The organism is Psychrobacter sp. PSP, from assembly GCF_024085615.1.
Classification (GTDB): Bacteria; Pseudomonadota; Gammaproteobacteria; order Pseudomonadales; family Moraxellaceae; genus Psychrobacter; species Psychrobacter pacificensis.
The window spans coordinates 416169-436916 of the sequence record NZ_JABLTF010000021.1 but is presented as its reverse complement, the minus strand read 5'-3'; the positions used below and the strand labels follow the sequence as shown (position 1 = coordinate 436916).

Below are 20748 nucleotides of genomic sequence, written 5' to 3'. Positions count from 1 at the left end.
AGTTGTACTCACCATAAGGTATGAATAGACTTTTTACAAACTTGATGACGATTACATATTATAAAATTAATAGTCCATTACCCAATGCGGCGTTTAAGACCTGTCATCTGTAATATACGCGTGGCGATTTCTTCAACAGACATCTCTGATACATCCAAACTTGGGATACCATGCGTGATATAAATTCCCTGTATCGCGCGCTGTTCTTGCTGGCATTGCTGATAACTTGAGTAACGACTGCCCGCACGGCGCTCTTGGCGTATTTTTACCAAGCGATCGGTATCAATGAGCAAACCAAACAGTTTGTCTTTATGGTCACGCAGAGCTTTTGGTAGTTGATTGTCGTACAAATCATCTTCGGTCAGAGGATAGTTAGCGGCGCGAATACCGAATTGTAATGCTAAGTATAGAGAAGTCGGTGTCTTACCAGAGCGTGACACACCCACCAAAATAATATCTGCTGCATTATAATGACGAGTACGTGCGCCATCATCATTGTCTAAGGCGAAATGGACTGCATCGATACGCTCTTTATATGTCTCAGAGTCGACATCATCATGCGCATGACCTGAATGACCATCTGGCTCTACGCCAGTCTCTTCTGCAACGCGGCCAATCAACCCTTCGTACATATCCAAATTACAGCTGTGTGCTGAATTGATTTTTTCACGAATCTCTGGATTGACGATCGTATCAAACACCAACGGCAACGACCCATCACGTTGATACGCCATGTTTATCTGCTCTACGGCATCATCGGCACGCTCTAAGCTATCGACGTATGGCAACACTCTTGTCTCAAAAGGGACCGAGGCAAACTGACTCAAAATAGCGCGTCCGAGGGTCTCAGCCGTAATTGCGGTGCCATCTGAGATAAAAAATGCCGTTCTGATGGCTTGTGAGCTGTCCAAGTTTAGCGCATGACGATTTTGGATAGTGGACTTGACTTGTTCAGATGGATTGCTTGAGTACATAACGTTGACACCTCGGTTGAAAGCTCAATAATGATCTTCATTTCATTTTTAGTATTGATCTAATAGCAATTATCTAACTTTGGCTGCCTTATCTCTTGTAAATGCAGAACGATGGCAGCGCTGCTATTGCATATTTATATAGCCATATGCATCACTTATCTATCCGCTACATTATACGCATATTAGCTTGTTAATAGAAATTAATGTTACAGGCGTACACTTAGCACCAACATTGTTTTTCATCTTGTCGTCATAACCAATCCACCTCTCATCAAGGCATTTTTTATAGCATTTCCTATATATAAACATAAGATTGAAACATAAATTATAAAAATACTCTAAATATGGCTTATTTGAATACGTCTATTTTATGCAGTAATTGGCTTTTGAAAGCGCATAACATCGTCACTAGCAATGATATTTTTCATCTGAGTAAATACGAAACTTGATTAGACTGGCCTTACTCTGTGTAGCAAATCCTACAATTTGTGTATTTTTAACAAGTTTTTTGGTAAAACCCCTCGAATTCCTCCTAATATGGCGGTATAATTCACCGTTATAATCTTTACTAAATAACCTTATTTTCTGGAGTTATCATGGCAGCGCAATCTACAGCACTTGTAATCAATCTTGATCAGCTAGGAAAAGACGACATCGAAATGGTTGGTGGCAAGAATGCCTCACTTGGCGAGATGATCAGCCATCTTTCTGATTTAGGCGTTAGTGTTCCAGGCGGCTTTGCCACCACATCAAACGCATTCAATCGCTTTTTGACAGAAACAGGCTTATTAGAAAAAATCAACAACGAGCTAAACACATTGGATGTCAATGATGTTAATAAGCTTGCGGCGACTGGTAAAAAGATCCGTACTTGGATTATTGAGCAAGAATTGCCAAAAGATCTTGAGCAAGAAGTACGTCAAGCGTTCGAAACCATGAGCGGCGGCGAAGACATCGCTGTTGCTGTACGCTCTTCTGCGACTGCTGAAGATTTGCCAGATGCGTCATTTGCTGGTCAACAAGAAACCTTCTTGAACATTCGCGGTATTGATAACGTCCTAATTGCTATTAAAGAAGTATTTGCCTCGCTATATAACGACCGTGCAATCTCTTACCGTGTACACAAAGGTTTTGAGCACGAAGGTGTGGCATTGTCCGCTGCCGTACAGCGTATGGTGCGCTCAGAGACTGGTGCTGCTGGTGTTATGTTCACGCTGGATACCGAAAGCGGTTTTGATCAAGTCGTGTTCATCACGTCAAGCTATGGTCTTGGCGAAATGGTTGTACAAGGTGCGGTCAACCCAGACGAATTCTACATCTCAAAACGTCTGCTCGCTGATGGTAAGCCTGCCGTTATTCGTCGTAACCTAGGCAGCAAACACAAGAAAATGGTTTATGGTGATGAAGGCAGCACCGCAAAATCAGTGAAAACGGTCGATGTTGAAAAACAAGATCGCATGCAGTTCTCTTTGACTACCGAAGAGCTGACCTCTCTTGCCAAGCAAGCAGTAACCATCGAGCAGCATTATGGCCACGCGATGGATATCGAATGGGCAAAAGACGGTGATAGCGGTGAAATCTTTATCGTTCAAGCACGTCCTGAAACCGTTAAGAGTCGCCAAGACAGCAATGTCATGGAGCGTTATGTCATCGACACGACTGGCGCAAAAGTATTGTGTGAAGGTCGTTCAATCGGTCAGCGCATCGGTTCGGGTAAAGTACGTATCGTTACTCACCTAAACGAGATGGACAAAGTAGAAGAAGGCGATGTTCTGGTATCAGACATGACTGATCCAGATTGGGAACCAGTCATGAAGCGCGCTTCTGCCATCATCACCAACCGTGGTGGTCGTACGTGTCACGCAGCCATTATCGCGCGTGAGTTAGGTGTGCCCGCCATCGTTGGTTGTGGTAACGCCACTGAACTGCTAGTCGATGGTCAAGACGTGACTGCGTCTTGTGCTGAAGGCGACACTGGTTTTATTTATGAAGGCCAGATTGACTTTGAAGTACAGACCAACTCGGTTGAGTCTATGCCAGAGCTTGCATTCAAAGTCATGATGAACGTTGGTAACCCAGATCGCGCCTTCTCATTCACCCAGATGCCAAACGAAGGTATTGGTCTTGCGCGTTTAGAGTTTATTATCAACCGTATGATCGGTGTGCATCCAAAAGCGCTGCTAAACATGAACAGCTTGCCACGTGAGATCTCACAAGCCATTCAAGAGCGTATCGCAGGCTATGCCTCACCTGTTGACTTTTATGTTGATAAATTGGTTGAAGGTATCTCAACCCTAGCCGTTGCCTTTATGGATCAGCCAGTTATTGTTCGTATGTCAGATTTCAAATCAAACGAATATGCTAACTTGCTTGGTGGTAAGCTGTACGAGCCATCAGAAGAGAACCCAATGCTTGGTTTCCGCGGCGCTAGCCGTTATGTCTCTGACAACTTCCGTGACTGTTTTGAGCTTGAGTGTAAAGCGCTAAAACGTGTTCGTGATGAGATGGGCTTAACCAACGTTGAGATCATGATTCCATTCGTCCGCACCACTGGTGAAGCGGCGCAAGTAATCGAGTTACTTGAGAAAAATGGTCTAAAACGCGGTGAAAATGGTCTACGCATCATCATGATGTGTGAGCTACCAACCAACGCGTTACTCGCAGAAGAGTTCCTAGAGTACTTCGATGGTTTCTCAATCGGCTCTAACGATTTGACTCAGTTAACGCTTGGTCTTGATCGTGACTCAGGTATCGTCTCACATCTGTTTGATGAGCGTGACACTGCTGTTAAGAAATTGCTCACTATGGCTATCGACGCTTGCCGTAAGCAAAACAAATATGTTGGCATCTGTGGTCAGGGCCCATCAGACCATCCAGATCTAGCGTTCTGGTTAATGGAACAAGGTATCAGCTCGGTATCATTGAACCCTGATTCTGTGCTAGATACTTGGTTCTTCCTAGCTGGTGAAGAAAAGTAGACCGTTACGTTCAGTCGCAGCGGTAACTCACACAGTCATTAAAGATACCACTATTAGGGTCTATTTGATTTTTTCAAATAGACCCTAATATAATGTCTTAAGACATGACTAACTATGCAGGCAACTATGCAGATTTTCCTTGCTCGAAATAACGTACAAGCTGGTCCATACAATCTGGAGCAGCTTAATATCATGCTGGCATCAGGCGAAGTATTGCTTGATGATTTAATCTGGCATGAAGGCTTAGATCAGTGGCAGCGCGTAGGAAATGTGACCAATAATCAAACGGTCTATCGACCGACTGGTGCTACTACTCCTGATGCGAATGATTCTATTATCAATAATGTGACCGTCTTCCCTGAAGATACCAGCAATACTAAAGATAATAATTCAATATCATTAGATAGACTATATGGCAAGCCTGAACGTTCTAAAAATGTGAAGGCCGATATGACGACCAATCGTCATCAAACGCCGCACAACAATGTCTCATTAAACAAAACTGCTCTCAAAAAGACGGTCGCAGATAATGATAAAGTCATTGGTGATGTGGTACTGGCGCCGATTATGTCACGCATATTGGCAACCGCGCTCAACGGCCTGCTTTACGTATTGGCCATATTGCCATTAGTAATGGCACTGACCAAAATGGATGTAGACTATACCAAGTTTCAAAACATCCAAAATATGGACGCTGCCTATCAATATTCAATGTCGTTGATGGAAAGCATTCCAAGCAGTACGCTCATGATGTCGCAAGTCATGGTTTTTGGCTTGTTTGCACTGCAGCTGGTATTTATTACCATGCGTGGTCAATCCCTAGGCAAAGTAATCACTGGTATTCGGGTTGTGGATCAGACCACACATCGTCTACCCTCGTTTATCAAGCTGGTCGGTACACGTACGTTACTGTTGTTTATTATCTATAATTTACTGTTTTCGTTTACTAGCTTTTTGGGTTTTGTGATTATTGCTATCCATTATTATATGGCATCAAAAAGCCCTGAAAATATCGGTTGGCATGACAAACTTGCCAAAACTTTAGTGGTCAAAGCAGACAGTAGCCAACTGGTAAAAAAGTCAAAATCTGAATAATATTTTATTCACCATATTGTTTCAGATAAAAACGCTGCGCAAGATCGCAGCATTTTTATTGAGTAACGCTTATTTTCCATCTTTTTATATCTTATTGGCAGCCGCTTGGTGATTACCCTTTGTGTTAAGCGCCAAGTGCTGTTATAATACGGCGCTTTATAAACTAAGCTTATTTCTTACTATATTTTTAAGAACGTGGGCTTACCTTATAAATCTCCTTGCTATTAACATAGGGTTAATAGCTACTAATCCGTAAGGAGTCATAATGCGACATTACGAACTGGTGTTACTTGTACACCCAGACCAAAGCGACCAAGTGGTCGGCATGGTTGAACGCTATATCAAGTTGGTTCAAGACAACGGTGGTACTATCCATCGCCTTGAAGATTGGGGCCGCCGTCAATTGGCTTATCCAATCAACAAGATTCACAAAGCTCACTACGTTCTTTTCAACATCGAAACTGACGGCGAGACTTTGGCTGAACTTGAAGAATTATTCCGCTATAACGACGCGATCATTCGTAGTCTAGTTATGCGCCGTGACGAAGCTATCACTGAAGAGTCGCAGTTAGCCAAGAATGCCGATGAAAAACGCGCACGCAAAGCAACTACTCGTCGTCCAGACAATCGTGAAAACGATAATGACGACAACGACAACAGTGAAGACTAATTAAAGGAGAATACTCATGGCACGTTTCTATCGCCGTCGCAAATTCTGCCGTTTCACTGCTGAAGGCATCACTCACATCGACTATAAAGATGTTGAATTGCTAAAACAGTACATTAGTGATAATGGCAAAATCGTACCAAGCCGTATTACCGGTACGTCTACTAAATATCAGCGTCAACTAGCGACTGCTATCAAGCAAGCTCGTTATTTATCGCTACTTCCATACACTGATAACCATCAAGGTTAACCGCTAACTAGGAATGACTCATGCAAATTATTTTGTTACAGCGTATCGTCAACCTTGGTAAACTCGGTGAAACTGTCGATGTAAAACCAGGTTACGGTCGTAACTTTCTTATCCCTCAAGGCCGCGCTCTACCTGCGACCAAAGCTAACATTGAAAAGTTCGAAGCACGTCGTGCTGAGCTTGAAGCTGAAGAAGCAAAAGAGATCGCTACTGCTCAAGAGCGTGCTGATGCACTAACTGACGTTAATGTTATCATGCGTGCGAAATCAGGTGACGAAGGCAAGCTATTCGGCTCTATCGGTACTCGCGATATCGCTGAAGCATTGACTAACTCAGGTTTAGAAGTAGACCGTGCTGAAATCAAGCTACCTGAAGGCACACTACGTCAAGTTGGCGAATACAATGTTGATATTCAGCTACACCATGACGTTACTGCTAGCATCTTAGTTACTATTCTTTCTGAAGATGGTAACAACGAAGATTCAGCTGACGAAGAAGAAGCTGAAGAAGATTATTCTGAAGAGTAATCTTCTAGATAATTAGACTCAGTCTATAAAAAAGCCAGTGACCTTGTGTTGCTGGCTTTTTTTATGTCGATATTTTATACATGTGATCGTAATACTTTCGCATTACATCAGAGTTTTCTTGATGCCTTGTAAGTATCAATCGATTACTAAAAGCTGTATTCAATACTATTTGTCAGCATGATATCTTGCAGTAACCATTTGCAACAACTCACTTAAAAATGCTATACCAACCAACAAGATACTGTCTATATAATTGTATTCATCATAACGAGTAGAAAGATTTTTCTATTTTTATACTTTTCGTTGATAGAGTACTTTAATATGACTAACACTGATGAAATAAACACTGACGATAAACTACTTTGTGTCAAAGGTAACGATTTCTATTCAGAGGGTGAGATCTATACGGTAGGTAGAATCGTAAATGACAAATACTTTCAGATACTGACCAGCGGCGATGATGATCACTGGTATGCAACGCTAGATGATAAAGGTATTTACGTAAGCTTCGATTCTACGATAGCTACTGACAATAAAGCGTTCTTCGATAAGATTGCTTAGATTGGAGTTTATATAAAACTCATCTTGAACAAAAAAAATAAGCGATACCTTATAAAAGACTGGCCATCTATAGTGGTCAGTCTTTTTTTAGTGAAAAACCTTGGTTAAATGCGGTCTGAAAATCGAAAAAGCGATAACTCTGCAGGCATAAGAATGCCACTACTCTCATCAGAAAATGTTCATATCGCCATAACAAACAGCATCTCTTTGACAAATGTATTTCCTAGTGCCCCCTATTTGCTATAAAATATGCCCCTTCAAAATTTCGTATCGTTATTGATGCCTGTTTGCGTGAATAACTCATTAAGATATAAACCATATTGAGACAGTGATGATTGTATTTTGGCTTGTGCTGACCATTCTTTTTATTATTTTCGCTACCGCAAAATTGAAGTGGCATCCTTTTTTAGTGTTGATTTTGTCCGCTTTTTTGGTTGCCCTTTTTTACCAAGTACCGCTCAACACTGTTGCAAAGACAATCTCTGATGGTTTCGGTGGTATTTTAGGCTACATCGGTCTTGTGATTGTGTTTGGTACGATTATTGGCTTAATCCTCGAAAAAACAGGGGCGGCTATTGTAATGGCAGAGTCAGTCATCAAAGTATTGGGGCCACGCTTCCCTACTTTGACCATGTCTATCGTCGGTGCAGTGGTTTCGGTGCCTGTATTTTGTGATTCTGGCTACATTATCTTAAACTCTTTAAAAGAGTCTTTGGCTGAGCGATTACATGTATCAAGTGTCGCGATGAGTATTGCCTTGGCTACTGGTCTATACGCCACTCATACCTTCGTACCGCCTACGCCAGGCCCAATCGCGGCGGCAGGTAATTTAGGACTAGAGTCAAACTTAGGTTTGGTCATCATGGTCGGTGTGGTTGTCACGGCTGTTGCCGTATTGGCCGGCTGGTGGTGGTCGAATCGCTTTCTTAATGCCACGCCTGATAATATCAATGCCACAGATGCTCAAGCAGCGACCCTACCTGAAGGCATAAAAACACGCGATGACTACAGCAAACTGCCTTCAGCAACAATGGCGTTTTTACCTATCATTGTGCCTATCATATTAATTTGTCTGTCGTCGGTTGCCAATTTCCCAAGTGCACCGTTCGGTAGTGGTACGCTAGCAGAGGTTTTGATATTCATCGGTAATCCACTGACTGCATTGTTGATTGGTTTGTTTTTATCGTTTTTATTGATTGATTCAGAGCAAAAAACGCAGCAAATCAGCGATAGTATCTCACAAGGTTTGGTAGTAGCAGCCCCTATCCTACTGATCACTGGTGCTGGTGGCGCATTTGGTGCCATGCTAAAAGTGACGCCAATTGGCGATTATCTAGGTTCAACGTTATCGGCCTTGGGTTTAGGTATTTTTATGCCATTTATCGTCTCTGCTGCGCTAAAAACAGCACAAGGCTCAACCACAGTGGCATTGGTCACAACCTCTGCTATGGTTGCCCCACTGTTGAACCAAATTGGCTTGGACAGTGAGCTTGGCCGTGTATTCTGTGTGATGGCAATTGGTGCCGGTGCCATGACGATCTCTCACGCCAATGATAGCTTCTTTTGGATCGTGAGTCAGTTTAGTCGCATGAGCGTGGCACAAGCGTACAAAGCGCACTCAATGGCCACTGGTATCCAAGGGGTGACTAGCATCGTATTTATCTGGTTGTTAACCCTAGTGTTTATCTAGTTCATGAGATTGGGTACGTATATATACGTTTATTTGATTATTGCTAAGTAAACGTTTTAAAACACGACACTGTTGCGATGATCGTGTCATTAAGATATTCAAAGAGAGCCGTATGAAAATTTTGATCGCCCCTGACTCGTTTAAAGAAAGCCTAGAAGCACTCGATGTTTGCCACGCCGTTCAATCTGGCTTTAGTCAAGTGTTTCCAGATGCTGATTACAAATTATTGCCGATGGCGGATGGCGGTGAAGGCACCTCAGCGGTATTGTCTTATGTCTTGGGTGGGCGCTGGAAAGAAGTCAGAGTGCATGATCCATTGATGAGACCAATCATCGCCAAGTATCTGTTATTGCCCAATGCGACGGCGGTTATTGAAGTGGCTCAAGCCTGCGGATTGCACCTACTAACAGCTGATGAGCGTAATCCTATCGTTGCTAGCACTTATGGCGTTGGGGAGCTGATTGCTGATGCTTTGGAGGAAGGGGCTAAACGCATCATCATCGGTCTGGGTGGTAGCGCAACCAATGATGCAGGCCTTGGCATGCTAATGGCGTTAGGCATAACATTTCATGATATCAATGACAGTCTGCTCACTCATGGTGGTGGCGCACTTGCCAGCTTACATAAACTCGATAATACTAACCTTCATACAAAGATATCAGACACAGTATTTGAGGTTGCTTGTGATGTGACCAATCCGCTCTGTGGTCTGCTTGGGGCCAGCGCTGTGTTTGGCCCACAAAAAGGCGCTTGTCCGGAGCAAGTCAATACCTTGGATAAAGCGCTCAGTCACTTTGCGACCATATGTGGACAGCATGGCTATGAAGACTGTCAACACGTTGCAGGCGCTGGCGCGGCAGGCGGTCTTGGCTATGCGATGATGACGTTCTTTAAAGCTCAGCTGAAGTCAGGCTTTGATACGGTTGCCGAAGTGGCTCACCTGTCACAGCATATCGCAGAGGCTGATCTTGTCATCACAGGTGAAGGCAAGCTCGATGCGCAAACCGCCATGGGTAAGGTCGCTGGTGGTATCAGCCAAATCGCTAAGGCCAGCCGCACACCTGTTATCGCTATCTGCGGCAGTGTTGACGGACTAAAACCTGCTCAGACCAGTCAGTTCAATGTTGTGATGCCAAGTATCCAAAAAGTAGATACGATCGATAATGTGTTGGGTTCTGCTTATAACAACATTGAAACGACTGCTGCTAATATCGCTGCAAGTATCAAACTTGGGCAGACTTTGAGATAGTCGCAATCTATCAATGAACCTTCTTCACTAAATGTACAGTTATTAAACCCTTTGTTAGCTGTACATTTATCACTCTCAACATATCTATAGCCATTTTTTTACTGCATTAATGACCGTATGCATTCTATTAGAAAGTGCCTGCTGTTGTCTGACTGCCAGATATAGCGTTTCGCTAACAGCAACTGGTAAATGATGACTGTTAATCAGCTCAGGCTTTGGATAAGCAGCCACCGCATGCGCCGGCAAGACAGTAAAACCTATTCCCCTGCTGACGGGCTCTAAAATTAGACCAATCTGATTAGAGAAGCCTTTTTTCTCAAAATCATTGATATGCTGGAATTGCTCGTAATTGGCAGTCAGTAGCATGCCTGCATGATGGGCACCATCCGGATGATCGATAAATCCAAGTGCCATAAGCTGCTCCCAGCTCGGCTCTACTGTAGTCGCAGGGGTTACGAGTATCAATGCTTCTTGCGCCATAGGCTTGCAGCTAATCGTTTCATCATCTGAGATGTCCGTCATAAAACCAATATCGATCTCGTGATTTGCCAATGCCTGCTCAATATCAGCATTGGGGGCAAAGCGATAATCAATCACTAGCTTTGGGTGCTGTTGCTGTAAGGTCAAAAGCTGCGGGTATAGCTTAAGTCCCACACTACCCGGTGACATCAACCGTACTAGCCCTTCGTAAGGCGGATCTTCACTGATGCGCTGCTCTAAATTTGATAATCGCTGCAATATCTCGCCTGCTTCTTTATAAAGCTGCTCACCTGCATTGGTCAATGAGAACTGCTTTCCTTGTCGAATTAACAAATCTGTGTCCAGCTGCTCTTCTAGCTTACGTATATGTTGGCTCACACCGGACTGTGTCATATATAGACGTTCAGCCGTGCGAGTAAAGTGCCCAACTTCGGCAAGCGTACAAAAAGTGCGTAGCCATGTGACATTAATCATTACGTTTCATACTTATTTTTATAATATTTGATAATTTTACATAATGACAGTGCGTTTGTATACTGGCCTCACGTCAAACAAGAGTACAGCAAACAGGAGCACAAGCTATGAACAACGTTTATCCCAGAAGCTTTTCGCACATCGGTCTGTCAGTCCCTGACTTAGATGCTGCTGTAAAATTTTATACTGAAGTGCTGGGTTGGTACACCATCATGGAGCCTACTGAGATTATTGAAGATGACAGCCCGATTGGTAAGATGTGCACTGAAGTATTCGGTGCTGGTTGGGGCCGCTTTCGGATCGCTCACCTCTCCACTGGTGACCGTATCGGTGTTGAGATTTTTGAATTTAAAAATCAGGAAAACCCTGAAAATAACTTTGAATACTGGAAAACAGGTATTTTTCACTTCTGCGTCCAAGACCCAAACGTTGAAGCGCTGGCTGAGCGTATGGTTGCCGCAGGTGGCAAAAAACGTATGGAAAAACCACGCTACTACTACCCTGGCGAAAAGCCATATCGCATGATCTATATGGAAGACCCGTTCGGTAACATCGTCGAGATATATAGCCATAGCTACGAGCTTATCTATAGCGAAGGCGCATACTAGGTTCAGTATAAATACAGCTTAGTATGAATTTAGCTTATATTTAACTGAAAAACCAATAGCGTACTCCTCACCTGAGTGCGCTATTTTTTTATGCGCTTTCTATGTGCTCCATCTATTGTATAGAATATGAGCCATGCTACTATTTAGTCAGCTATATATAAAACTATAAACCAACCCATTATCAAGGATGATAAATGACTCAATTAGGCACCACTCTAGATAGAGATGACCTTCTGTATGTTTTATAAGCAGCTGGATATGAGTGTCGAAGACGCTTATGACTATGCCAGTGAGGTCATGACTTGCAATATGGTGGCAGACGATGTGGGTGAAGGGATTGATGCTTTTATTGAGAAACGCCAAGCGGTATGGAAAGAATGCTAATTCCTATAATAATCATTGTATTGCTTCGCTGACGTTATACGGCGCGTGCTTGGATTAAAAAGCTAGCATATTCCTTTTCAATAATCGAGTTGGCTTATTGCTACGCATAGAAAAGGCCATGATATCGCTATCATGGCCTTCTTTATTTCTATTTAATACATATACTACAAGTACTACGAGCCGCTTATTACTCAGCAGCGATGGCAATCATCTCAACCAATAGCTCAGGGCGTGCCAATGCTGATTCGCCGCAAGCACGCGCTGGTGGCTGTATGCCTTCAAACCACTTGTCATAGACTTCATTCATAGCAGCAAAATCCGCCATATCTTTGATCCAAACGGTGACTGATAGTAGCTTTGATTTGTCGCTGCCCACTTCTTCTAATAGCGTTTGGATTTTTTCCAAACACGTCAACGTTTGCGCTTTGATATCGTCTTCTGCATTACCGACCTGACCACACAAATAGATCGTCTGGTTATGGATTACCGTTTTGCTCATGCGCTGATTGCTATGTAGCTTCTTAATCATGTCTATACCTTTTTATTAATTTGAATCTGTGTTTAGTCAGTCAAGTCGCGCTTAGTTAGAAAAACGCTGGGCACTAAATGGTGCAAGATCGACCAATGCAGGCTTATTATGAATCATCTCTTCAACCAGACGCCCTGTCATTGGTCCCAAAGTGAAGCCTTGATGGCTGTGACCAAATGCGAACCAGAGGTTGTCATGCTTATCAGCAGGACCGATGACGGGCTTCATGTCAGGCATACAAGGACGCGATCCTGCCCATGCTTCACTCTCAACCGCATCTTCTAATGGCAAAATTTTTCTTGCAAGCTTCAATACCGTTTGTAATTGACCAAAATTCTTTGGCGCATTCATGGTAGTCATCTCAGCACCCGTAGTGATACGGATACCCTGCTGCATTGGCCCCATGACAAAGCCTTTGTCCATATCAAACATACTGTGATGGATTGTGTTCTTGTCTGTCACTTTGAAATGCTGATGATAGCCGCGCATTGGGAACAATGGCAGATTGTAACCAAGTGGTCTGATCAAATCATTTGACCAAGGACCTGCTGCGATGACCAATTTATCACTATAATAGGTATCTTTATCAGTGGTGATTTTCCAGCCATCCGCCTCTTTGACGATTTCTTTGACGTCATTTTCTTTGATCGTACCTTGCATGTCTTGGAAGTTTTTTGCGTAGGCTTTTACCAGCGAGCTTGGGTTTGATACCTGCCATGAATTCAACCAATGAATAGCACCAACGAAACCGTCAAAATTGGCGCGGGGCTCCATTGATTTTAGCTCTTCAAGGTTCAATACATTGTGCTCAACCCCTTGATTACGTGCATCAATGGCGGATGCTTGCGCTTCTTTGAAAGTCTCTTCTGAGCGATGTAATTGTAGCCAACCATCACGAGTAATGAGCTCATCAGCACCAGAGGCGCTAATCATGGTTTGGTGCTCACTGGTACAATGCTCAATCAAGGTCTGCCACTCAGATTCGATTTTTTTGACTGACGCAGGCGTTGAGTATTTCCAGTACTGTAGCAGCGCTTGGTGATAACGCAGAATTGCCGGTATGCGATAACGAATATCAGTACCTTGGTTAGGTAATACTCGGATCATCTCTGTCAGCTGACGAGGAAAAGGATGCGTATGAATGGCTTCGCGCTGAATCAAGCCGGCATTACCATATGAGGTCTCTGACCCTGGCAATTTTTTGTCTAAGAGTAATACGTTTGAGTTATTTTTTTGTAGATGCCACGCGATTGACGTGCCAACCATACCTGCACCGATAACGATCACTTCGTAGCGCATAACCTATCCTTTTCTTAGGGTGTTAATACAGAGTATCAAATATAAAGGTCTTACCAAATTAGGTGGTCATAGTAACGCATTGGGATAAATTTTAAACCCTTATTTGAAAAATATTTTTGCTATTAAATACTTTTGGCTATACATTTATTTGTAGGTCATTTTCAAAAGGAATAGTTGGCGTATGAAGCCATTATTGGACGACCAAAATCCGCAAAATACACACTAAAACCCAGTATGATAGATACCATCAATATCCTCAAAAAATCACCACCATATTGGGTCATCATTTTTCTTGATAGGCGATTTTACCGTCTCTACTGTTACCTCGTCAGCCGATAGTTCCGCAATAAAGCGTGAGGCCATATCAAAGTATCCAGAGTAACTAGAGAAGTAATTCGGCGCGGTCAAATACAGCTGCGTCTTCGCACGACTACAGGCCACATAAAACAGCTTACGCTCTTCTTCTAATGCTTCAAAGTCGTCCAATGAGCGATGATGCGGCGTGATGCCATCGACCAATGAATTGACGAACACCACTGGCCACTCAAGCCCTTTTGCGCTATGAATGGTTGAGATCGTGACTTTATCATTACTTTGTCCATCGTCAGAGCTTTCCATGACCGCGACTGAGTCATTGGGCGGATCGAGCGCAAGATTTTCTAAAAAGCTATCGAGGCTCGTGTGCTCTGTCGCTAAATTCTTTAGCACCCGAAAGTCCTCGCTACGCTCACGCCAGTTGTCTTCTATCAACTTTAACACAGGGATATAAAACTCAAGAATATGCTCAATGGCTGTCTCAACCGTTTCTGCTTGCTGGGCCTTGGTAAGCGTGTGGTATAGAGGCTTTAGCTGATCGCTTTTTTTGGCAAACGATGCTGCCAGTAGCGACTCAAACGCATTATTGTCAGCGGTGATGGCTTGGGTTAAGCGCGTCGCCGTGACTGCTCCTACCCCTTTAAACAAAGTTAAAATACGATGCCAAGCAATCGTATCGTTCGGGTTATAGAGAACTTTGACAAAAGCCAACACGTCTTTGATATGGCGTCTTTCAATAAACTTGATACCGCCCACCACGATGAAGGGAATATTGCGCGCCATAAATTCTAGCTGTACATAATTGGACTGAAAAGACGTGCGGCACAATACCGCAAAGTCGTTATAATCATACTCAGGCTTTAGCGCGACTATCTTATCAGTGATATAACTCGCTTCTTTTGTCTCATCGCTGAGTCGTCGAAATATTGGCTTGTCGCCTGCTATTGGCGCATCAGAATACAGCTGCTTTTGATAGCCTAGCGTGATTTGCGCTGACAACGCGTTGATATAGTTTAGTACCGAAGGTGTACTGCGATAATTTTGCTCAAGCTTGATAAGTTTGGCATTGGGATACGTCTCACCAAATAGCAAAATATTTTCGTAATTAGCACCGCGAAAGGCATAGATGCTTTGATTGTCATCGCCAACGACCATTAGTGACACCGAATCAGGCTCACATATTAAGTCAATTAGCTGCTTTTGCGGAATATTGGTGTCTTGATATTCATCAACCATGACATAACGATATGTGTTTTGAAGTCGCTGCCTAAAGGTGTCGTTGGTTTTTAGATGACGTACCACTTGACTGATAATGTCGTCAAAATCGTATAAGTGATTGGCGCGCTTATACTCATGAAAATCAATTGCTAATTGCTCGATGATAGGAATATGTACGGCGATATCAGGATAGCTACTTTCTATTAGGTCGCGAATAGGAATGCGTCTGTTTCTAGAGGTTGAAATGATATTTTGCAATGTTTTTTTGCGCGGAAAGGCTTGGGTTTTGGTTTGGGTAGGATACTTTTTTTCTTTATGTACCAAGTCGATAGCATCCTCGCTATCGCCAGTATCTAAAATCGTAAATCGTGGATTGATACCGAGCAGACCAGAGTATTGACGCAGCAGCATATTGCAAAATGAGTGAAAGGTGCCACTGGTGATATTATTTAATGCCTTGTCAGTTGGGAGCTTATCTTCAGCCAATGCATCATCAGATAGCTCTTGATTTGAAAGACTACTTGCCAGCAAAGATTTAGCGCGATCTTTGATTTCATTTGCCGCTTTACGAGTAAAGGTTAGTAGCAAAATCTCTTTAGGTGACACGCCGTTTTCGAGCAAATAGCTGGTGCGATAGGTCAAAGTCTTGGTTTTGCCCGATCCTGCACCCGCAATCACCAACACTTTACCTTCGATAGTGGTGGCAGCCATGAGCTGATCGGGATTGAGCTCACTGGCATAGTCGACCTTCAATCCCAAATGACTATCCAACCTTTGCGTCAACAGCTTCGTATTTGCTTGATCATTAGCGTCAATGAGGTTTGTCTCGAGCTTTTTGATGGCCTGCTCAAGTCGAGCAAGTTTGGGCTTCATCTCAAGAAAATTCTGTGGATATTTATAGCGGCGTGTATCAAAAATCGAGGTTGTCATTATCGGATATTGCCTTACATTTTGTTTTGGAGCGAGCTGATTGTTTGAAAAAATTAAACCAGCCAGCAAATTTCACTGACTGTTTGTGAGCTGATGCCACTATTTATCTATGATAACGTACTATAGCAAAAAATACTGAATACCAAATCGAACACCGCTTGTCTAAATAAGAAGCAACCCATTGTATTCACTTTTCAGCGTTTAACCTATCTGAGCCTTAGTACAAACACACCTGCCACCGCTGAGTAAAAACCTTAGCATATAAAGTAACAACCTCACCCCTATTCCCGTAAATTTGCTACAATGTGCCCAATTTTGATTGTCTATTTGACTAATATTTCAAACAAGCTGAGCTTTAGATGAACTCAGTTTTATCCTGACTAAATATCAAGTCTTATATTAGCTCAGTACCAACTATTTTATTAATACATTGAGAGACTGTTATGGGTTTTAATTGCGGCATCGTCGGCCTACCAAACGTGGGTAAATCCACCTTGTTTAATGCGTTGACCAAAGCGGGTATCGCCGCTGAAAACTTTCCGTTTTGTACCAAAGATCCCAACACCGGTATCGTACCAGTACCCGATCCACGCCTAAAGAAATTGGCTGATATCGTCAACCCTGAACGCGTATTGCCAACGACGATGGAGTTTGTAGACATCGCAGGTTTGGTGGCAGGCGCGTCAAAAGGCGAAGGCATGGGCAACCAGTTCCTCGCCAACATCCGTGAGACTGATGCGATTGCCCATGTCGTTCGCTGTTTTGATGATGACAACGTGGTACACGTCGATGGTCGCGTCAGTCCGATTGATGATATCGAAACCATCAATACTGAGTTGGCATTGGCAGATTTGGAAGCGGTTGAACGCGCGATACTGAACTTGACCAAAAAAGCCAAAGGCGGTGACAAAGACGCTAGCGCCATGCTGGATGTGTTCAAAAAGATTGAGCCATTATTAGCAGAAGGCAAAGCGGCGCGCGCGGCCAATCTAGACGCTGATGAGAAAAAACTCATCCGCAGCTACGGCCTCATCACCCTAAAGCCAACCATGTATATTGCTAACGTTGCTGAAGATGGTTTTGAAAACAATCCCTATCTCGACGCTGTTCGTGATTACGCGACTGGCGAAGAATCTATCGTCATTCCTCTATGCAACCAAATCGAAGCTGAAATTGCCCAGCTAGATGAAGAGGACAAAAAAGACTTTTTGGCTGAGATGGACATGGAAGAGGCTGGTCTTGATCAAGTGATTCGCGGTGGTTATGATTTGCTTGATATGCAGACCTATTTTACCGCTGGTGTCAAAGAAGTCCGTGCATGGACCGTTGCAATTGGCGCTACTGCCCCGCAAGCCGCTGGCGTGATTCACACGGACTTTGAGCGCGGCTTTATCCGTGCTGAAGTGATCGCTTATGATGATTTCATCGAATACAACGGTGAAAAAGGCGCTGCTGCTGCTGGTAAATCACGCCTAGAAGGCAAAACTTACATCGTTCAAGATGGCGATGTCATGCACTTTAGATTTAACGTGTAGCTTTAGCTAGTCAATACTATCTGATAGCTAATCAGCCGATGTTGGATATTTTCCAGCATCGGCTTTATTTTATTACCCTTTTGTTATATTATAACATATCTTATCTTGCTTATTTGAGGGCTTATACTTTGACTGACTTTTTCTCTTTTTCCAAATTTGCAAGTGCTGCTCTCATAGGCAGTGTTATGACAGTTTCATTGTTAGGCTGCCAGCCAAAAACAGACGGTGAGCCAGCAGCATCTGAAGATGTGACAACCGTAGACAGTCACGCAGAGCACGATGAACATGCCCATGATGATATGGAACACGATCATGCAGGACATGACCATGAAAGTCATAATGACATGGACGTTCACGAAGGACATGATCATGAGGGTCACGACCATTCTGAGCACGCTAGCAACAGCACACCATTCTCTTGTGAGCCTACTGCTACTATCGGCGTCTACTATCATACCGATGCCACACCACAGACCGCGCACCTACTTATTGACGGTATCGAATACGATTTGACAGCTGCCTCTGGTAGCGACGCCCTTACTGACAAAACCATATACACAAGTGATATTGGATTAGATGACACTCATGGCATTATATGGCAAGTGGATGGTGACAACGCAACCTTGCTAAACAAAACACTAAATAGTGATGTGCCTATCGACGAGGAAGAGGTAATTTTTGATTGTCATAAATCTTAATTGCCATGGCGCTTAGTGGCTGTACCAAGGGCGCTATTTTGTTATGCTAGAGGCTCCCTTGGTTTCGGATGTTCCAATATGCTAAGTACCCCAACCTCTTTGTCGTCTTCTACTGCGCAATGGTCTCATCTTCTCAACTCACAGCGTCTTGGCGCTGCCAAAAAATACGGCGCTAATACAAGTACTCGCTCACAGTTTCACAAAGACTATGACAGACTGGTATTCTCTCACTCGTTTAGGCAGTTGAATCAAAAAACCCAAGTTCATCCATTGACCAATCAGCTGGGTATCCATACTCGCCTGACCCATTCGCTTGAGGTCTCCTCTATTGGACGCTCTTTAGGGATGATGACCGCAGAAAAGCTCCATGATAAGCTAGGCAATGGCTTACTAGCAGGAGTCTCGCCATCTGATATTGGCGTAATTGTACAAGCAGCCTGCCTCGCTCACGATATTGGTAATCCGCCGTTTGGTCATGCTGGAGAGTACGCCATTCGTGACTGGTTTCGGCAGCCTGATCCTCAAGCAATTTTGCAAAAATTAAGCAGCAACGAGCGGTTAGACTTACTGGCCTACGAAGGCAATGCACAAGGGTTTCGGTTACTGGTGCGCAATGAGCACCATCCCGATAAAGGCGGTATGCGTCTTACCTGCGCAACGCTAGGCGCTTTTATGAAATATCCTTGGCTTGCCACTCACAGCAATGATGCAAATGACAACGCCCATAATGTACAGAAATTCGGCTGCTTTTATAGCGAGACCTCTCAGTTAGAGGAGCTGGCAGCCTGTTTGCATTTGCCGCGCTCAACACATCACGATGGCTTTGCACGCCATCCGTTGGCGTATCTGTTAGAAGCTGCAGATGATATCTGTTATGCGCTGATAGATTTAGAAGATGGTATCAATCTGAATATGCTAACCTATAGCGAGGTTGCCACGATTTTTTATGAGCTGATTGGCGAGCATCCTGATAGCGTCAGCCTGCCTGTGCATATGTCAGTCAGGCAGAGTCTGGCCTCTTTGCGATCACGCGCCATGATGCGCTTGGTCAATACGATCACCGATGCTTTTGTGGCCAATAGTGAAGACTTGCTGGCAGGTACGCTCCAAGGCAGCTTGTTTGCCCATTGCGACACCACTGTACAAACTGGCATCTTGCAGGCCAAGCAATTGGCCCGCGAAAAAATATTTAATCATCCAAACAAGGTAAGAATGGAGCTAATGGCCAATCAATGCTTGCATCGTCTAATGGATGCCTTTGTACCACTGGCTTGGACGGGTACTGAGACGAGTGAGGCTACGTCATCATCTATGTCGTTTGAGCAACAGAGTCTGTTAAGATTACTACAGCCACACTTAGATGAGCATCGCCGCGTGTTATCAGACAATATTTATCACAATATATTGAATATTTTAGATTTTATTACAGGTATGAATGACCATGAAGCCTATCGATTGGCGCAAGAATTGCAAGGTCATTGGGGTACGGTGGTTTAAAAGACCAATGCAGGTTTAGTAAATTAGCACGAATTGTGCATTTTGGTCGTATTTGTGCGCTGAAATGAGTATGATAAACCTCTATCGGATAATTTTGAAATATTATGAGCAGTCGCGAACAAAAAAAACTTCAAACTCGGCACGCTTTTTTTAATGCCGTACTCGATCTATGTATGACAGGGCAGTCTTTTAGCTCTATCAGTCTCAGACAAGTCACGCGTGAGGTTGGCGTTGTGCCGACTGCGTTTTATCGCCATTTTGATGATATGGAGTCGCTCGGTCGCGCCTTGGTCATCGAAGAGTTGGGTGGTACGCTCGCCACACTCAGCGATAGCCTACAAATTGGACGCAAGCGTAGCTTTGATCGTCAGATAGCCAAAAGCATTCAGTTGTTCTTATATATGGTCAGCGATCAGCCTTACTACTGGCAGTTTTTGGTCAGTGAGCGCTACGGTGGCTCAGAATCTGTGCGAAAAGCCATCAATGAACTGGTTAAAAAACATGCCCAAAGCTTGGCAGATGATCTGGCATTACAGCCAGCATTTACCCATATCAATGATTATGACCGTCGTCTATTGGCTGAGGCTGGCGTAAATATGTTCTTTTCTTGGATTATCGACTGGTTAGAATTGACCTACACTGAAGATCACGATGACGAAATCGATCTAAATGTCATCGAAGAAAATAAACAGTTGATGCTACATAACTGCACTCGCCAAGCGCAGATGTTGTTTTATGGGGCTTATAACTGGAAATCTAGTGAAGAGACTCGCTTGAGAGATTAATAAAA

General features: G+C 43.6%; 19 protein-coding genes. 14 read left to right on the top strand and 5 right to left on the bottom strand.

Annotated features, from left to right (window positions below):
- Positions 1–77: 77 nt before the first annotated feature.
- On the bottom strand, positions 78–911 hold the full coding sequence (locus HL061_RS13700; protein ID WP_178379290.1) for a pyruvate, water dikinase regulatory protein: 834 nt from the start codon (positions 909–911) through the stop codon (positions 78–80).
- A gap of 659 nt (positions 912–1570) precedes the next feature.
- Between HL061_RS13700 and ppsA the strand changes: the two genes are divergently transcribed.
- The 8 genes from ppsA (at position 1571) to HL061_RS13660 (ending at position 9991) form a co-directional block, all read left to right on the top strand.
- The gene (ppsA, locus tag HL061_RS13695) at positions 1571–3952 is read left to right on the top strand and encodes a phosphoenolpyruvate synthase (RefSeq protein ID WP_093070996.1); all 2382 of its coding nucleotides are present in this window, start codon (positions 1571–1573) and stop codon (positions 3950–3952) included.
- 114 nt (positions 3953–4066) lie between these two features.
- Positions 4067–5047 (top strand): RDD family protein, encoded by a 981-nt coding sequence (locus HL061_RS13690; RefSeq protein ID WP_093070994.1) that lies wholly within the window; start codon positions 4067–4069, stop codon positions 5045–5047.
- 265 nt (positions 5048–5312) lie between these two features.
- Entirely contained in the window at positions 5313–5717 is a 405-nt protein-coding gene (rpsF, locus tag HL061_RS13685; protein ID WP_071001316.1) for a 30S ribosomal protein S6, read from the top strand.
- Between the two features lie 16 nt (positions 5718–5733).
- Positions 5734–5964: a 30S ribosomal protein S18 gene (rpsR, locus tag HL061_RS13680; RefSeq protein WP_010198808.1), complete on the top strand. Its 231-nt coding sequence runs from the start codon at positions 5734–5736 to the stop codon at positions 5962–5964.
- A 20-nt stretch (positions 5965–5984) separates the two neighbouring features.
- A complete protein-coding gene (gene rplI / locus HL061_RS13675; protein WP_093070991.1) occupies positions 5985–6491 on the top strand; it encodes a 50S ribosomal protein L9 in 507 nt (168 codons plus the stop codon).
- 321 nt (positions 6492–6812) lie between these two features.
- Positions 6813–7052 (top strand): hypothetical protein, encoded by a 240-nt coding sequence (locus HL061_RS13670; protein WP_093070989.1) that lies wholly within the window; start codon positions 6813–6815, stop codon positions 7050–7052.
- A 331-nt stretch (positions 7053–7383) separates the two neighbouring features.
- A complete protein-coding gene (locus HL061_RS13665) occupies positions 7384–8742 on the top strand; it encodes a GntP family permease (protein ID WP_093070987.1) in 1359 nt (452 codons plus the stop codon).
- 112 nt (positions 8743–8854) lie between these two features.
- Positions 8855–9991 (top strand): glycerate kinase, encoded by a 1137-nt coding sequence (locus tag HL061_RS13660; protein ID WP_071001312.1) that lies wholly within the window; start codon positions 8855–8857, stop codon positions 9989–9991.
- A gap of 84 nt (positions 9992–10075) precedes the next feature.
- Here HL061_RS13660 and HL061_RS13655 read toward each other — a convergent pair whose 3' ends face one another.
- A complete protein-coding gene (locus HL061_RS13655) occupies positions 10076–10945 on the bottom strand; it encodes a LysR family transcriptional regulator (RefSeq protein WP_071001311.1) in 870 nt (289 codons plus the stop codon).
- Between the two features lie 107 nt (positions 10946–11052).
- Between HL061_RS13655 and HL061_RS13650 the strand changes: the two genes are divergently transcribed.
- Both HL061_RS13650 and HL061_RS13995 read left to right on the top strand, forming a co-directional pair.
- Complete coding sequence (locus tag HL061_RS13650; RefSeq protein WP_071001310.1) at positions 11053–11553, top strand: lactoylglutathione lyase family protein; 501 nt, start codon at positions 11053–11055, stop codon at positions 11551–11553.
- A gap of 258 nt (positions 11554–11811) precedes the next feature.
- The gene (locus HL061_RS13995; RefSeq protein WP_257785220.1) at positions 11812–11937 is read left to right on the top strand and encodes a hypothetical protein; all 126 of its coding nucleotides are present in this window, start codon (positions 11812–11814) and stop codon (positions 11935–11937) included.
- 187 nt (positions 11938–12124) lie between these two features.
- Here HL061_RS13995 and HL061_RS13645 read toward each other — a convergent pair whose 3' ends face one another.
- From HL061_RS13645 to HL061_RS13635, 3 genes are all read right to left on the bottom strand, one after another.
- Positions 12125–12463: a RidA family protein gene (locus HL061_RS13645; RefSeq protein ID WP_071003571.1), complete on the bottom strand. Its 339-nt coding sequence runs from the start codon at positions 12461–12463 to the stop codon at positions 12125–12127.
- Positions 12464–12517: 54 nt separating this feature from the next.
- A complete protein-coding gene (locus tag HL061_RS13640) occupies positions 12518–13765 on the bottom strand; it encodes an FAD-dependent oxidoreductase (RefSeq protein ID WP_252962988.1) in 1248 nt (415 codons plus the stop codon).
- Positions 13766–14029: 264 nt separating this feature from the next.
- A complete protein-coding gene (locus HL061_RS13635) occupies positions 14030–16228 on the bottom strand; it encodes an ATP-dependent helicase (protein ID WP_071001308.1) in 2199 nt (732 codons plus the stop codon).
- A 443-nt stretch (positions 16229–16671) separates the two neighbouring features.
- On the opposite strand from HL061_RS13635, the gene ychF reads away from it, so the two are divergent.
- The 4 genes from ychF (at position 16672) to HL061_RS13615 (ending at position 20743) form a co-directional block, all read left to right on the top strand.
- On the top strand, positions 16672–17763 hold the full coding sequence (ychF, locus tag HL061_RS13630; RefSeq protein ID WP_071001307.1) for a redox-regulated ATPase YchF: 1092 nt from the start codon (positions 16672–16674) through the stop codon (positions 17761–17763).
- A gap of 185 nt (positions 17764–17948) precedes the next feature.
- Positions 17949–18461: a hypothetical protein gene (locus HL061_RS13625; protein WP_071001306.1), complete on the top strand. Its 513-nt coding sequence runs from the start codon at positions 17949–17951 to the stop codon at positions 18459–18461.
- A gap of 78 nt (positions 18462–18539) precedes the next feature.
- Positions 18540–19958, top strand: coding sequence for a deoxyguanosinetriphosphate triphosphohydrolase (locus HL061_RS13620; protein ID WP_071001305.1), 1419 nt, complete (start codon positions 18540–18542; stop codon positions 19956–19958).
- A 104-nt stretch (positions 19959–20062) separates the two neighbouring features.
- On the top strand, positions 20063–20743 hold the full coding sequence (locus tag HL061_RS13615; RefSeq protein ID WP_058023818.1) for a TetR family transcriptional regulator: 681 nt from the start codon (positions 20063–20065) through the stop codon (positions 20741–20743).
- The last annotated feature ends 5 nt before the right edge of the window (positions 20744–20748 follow it).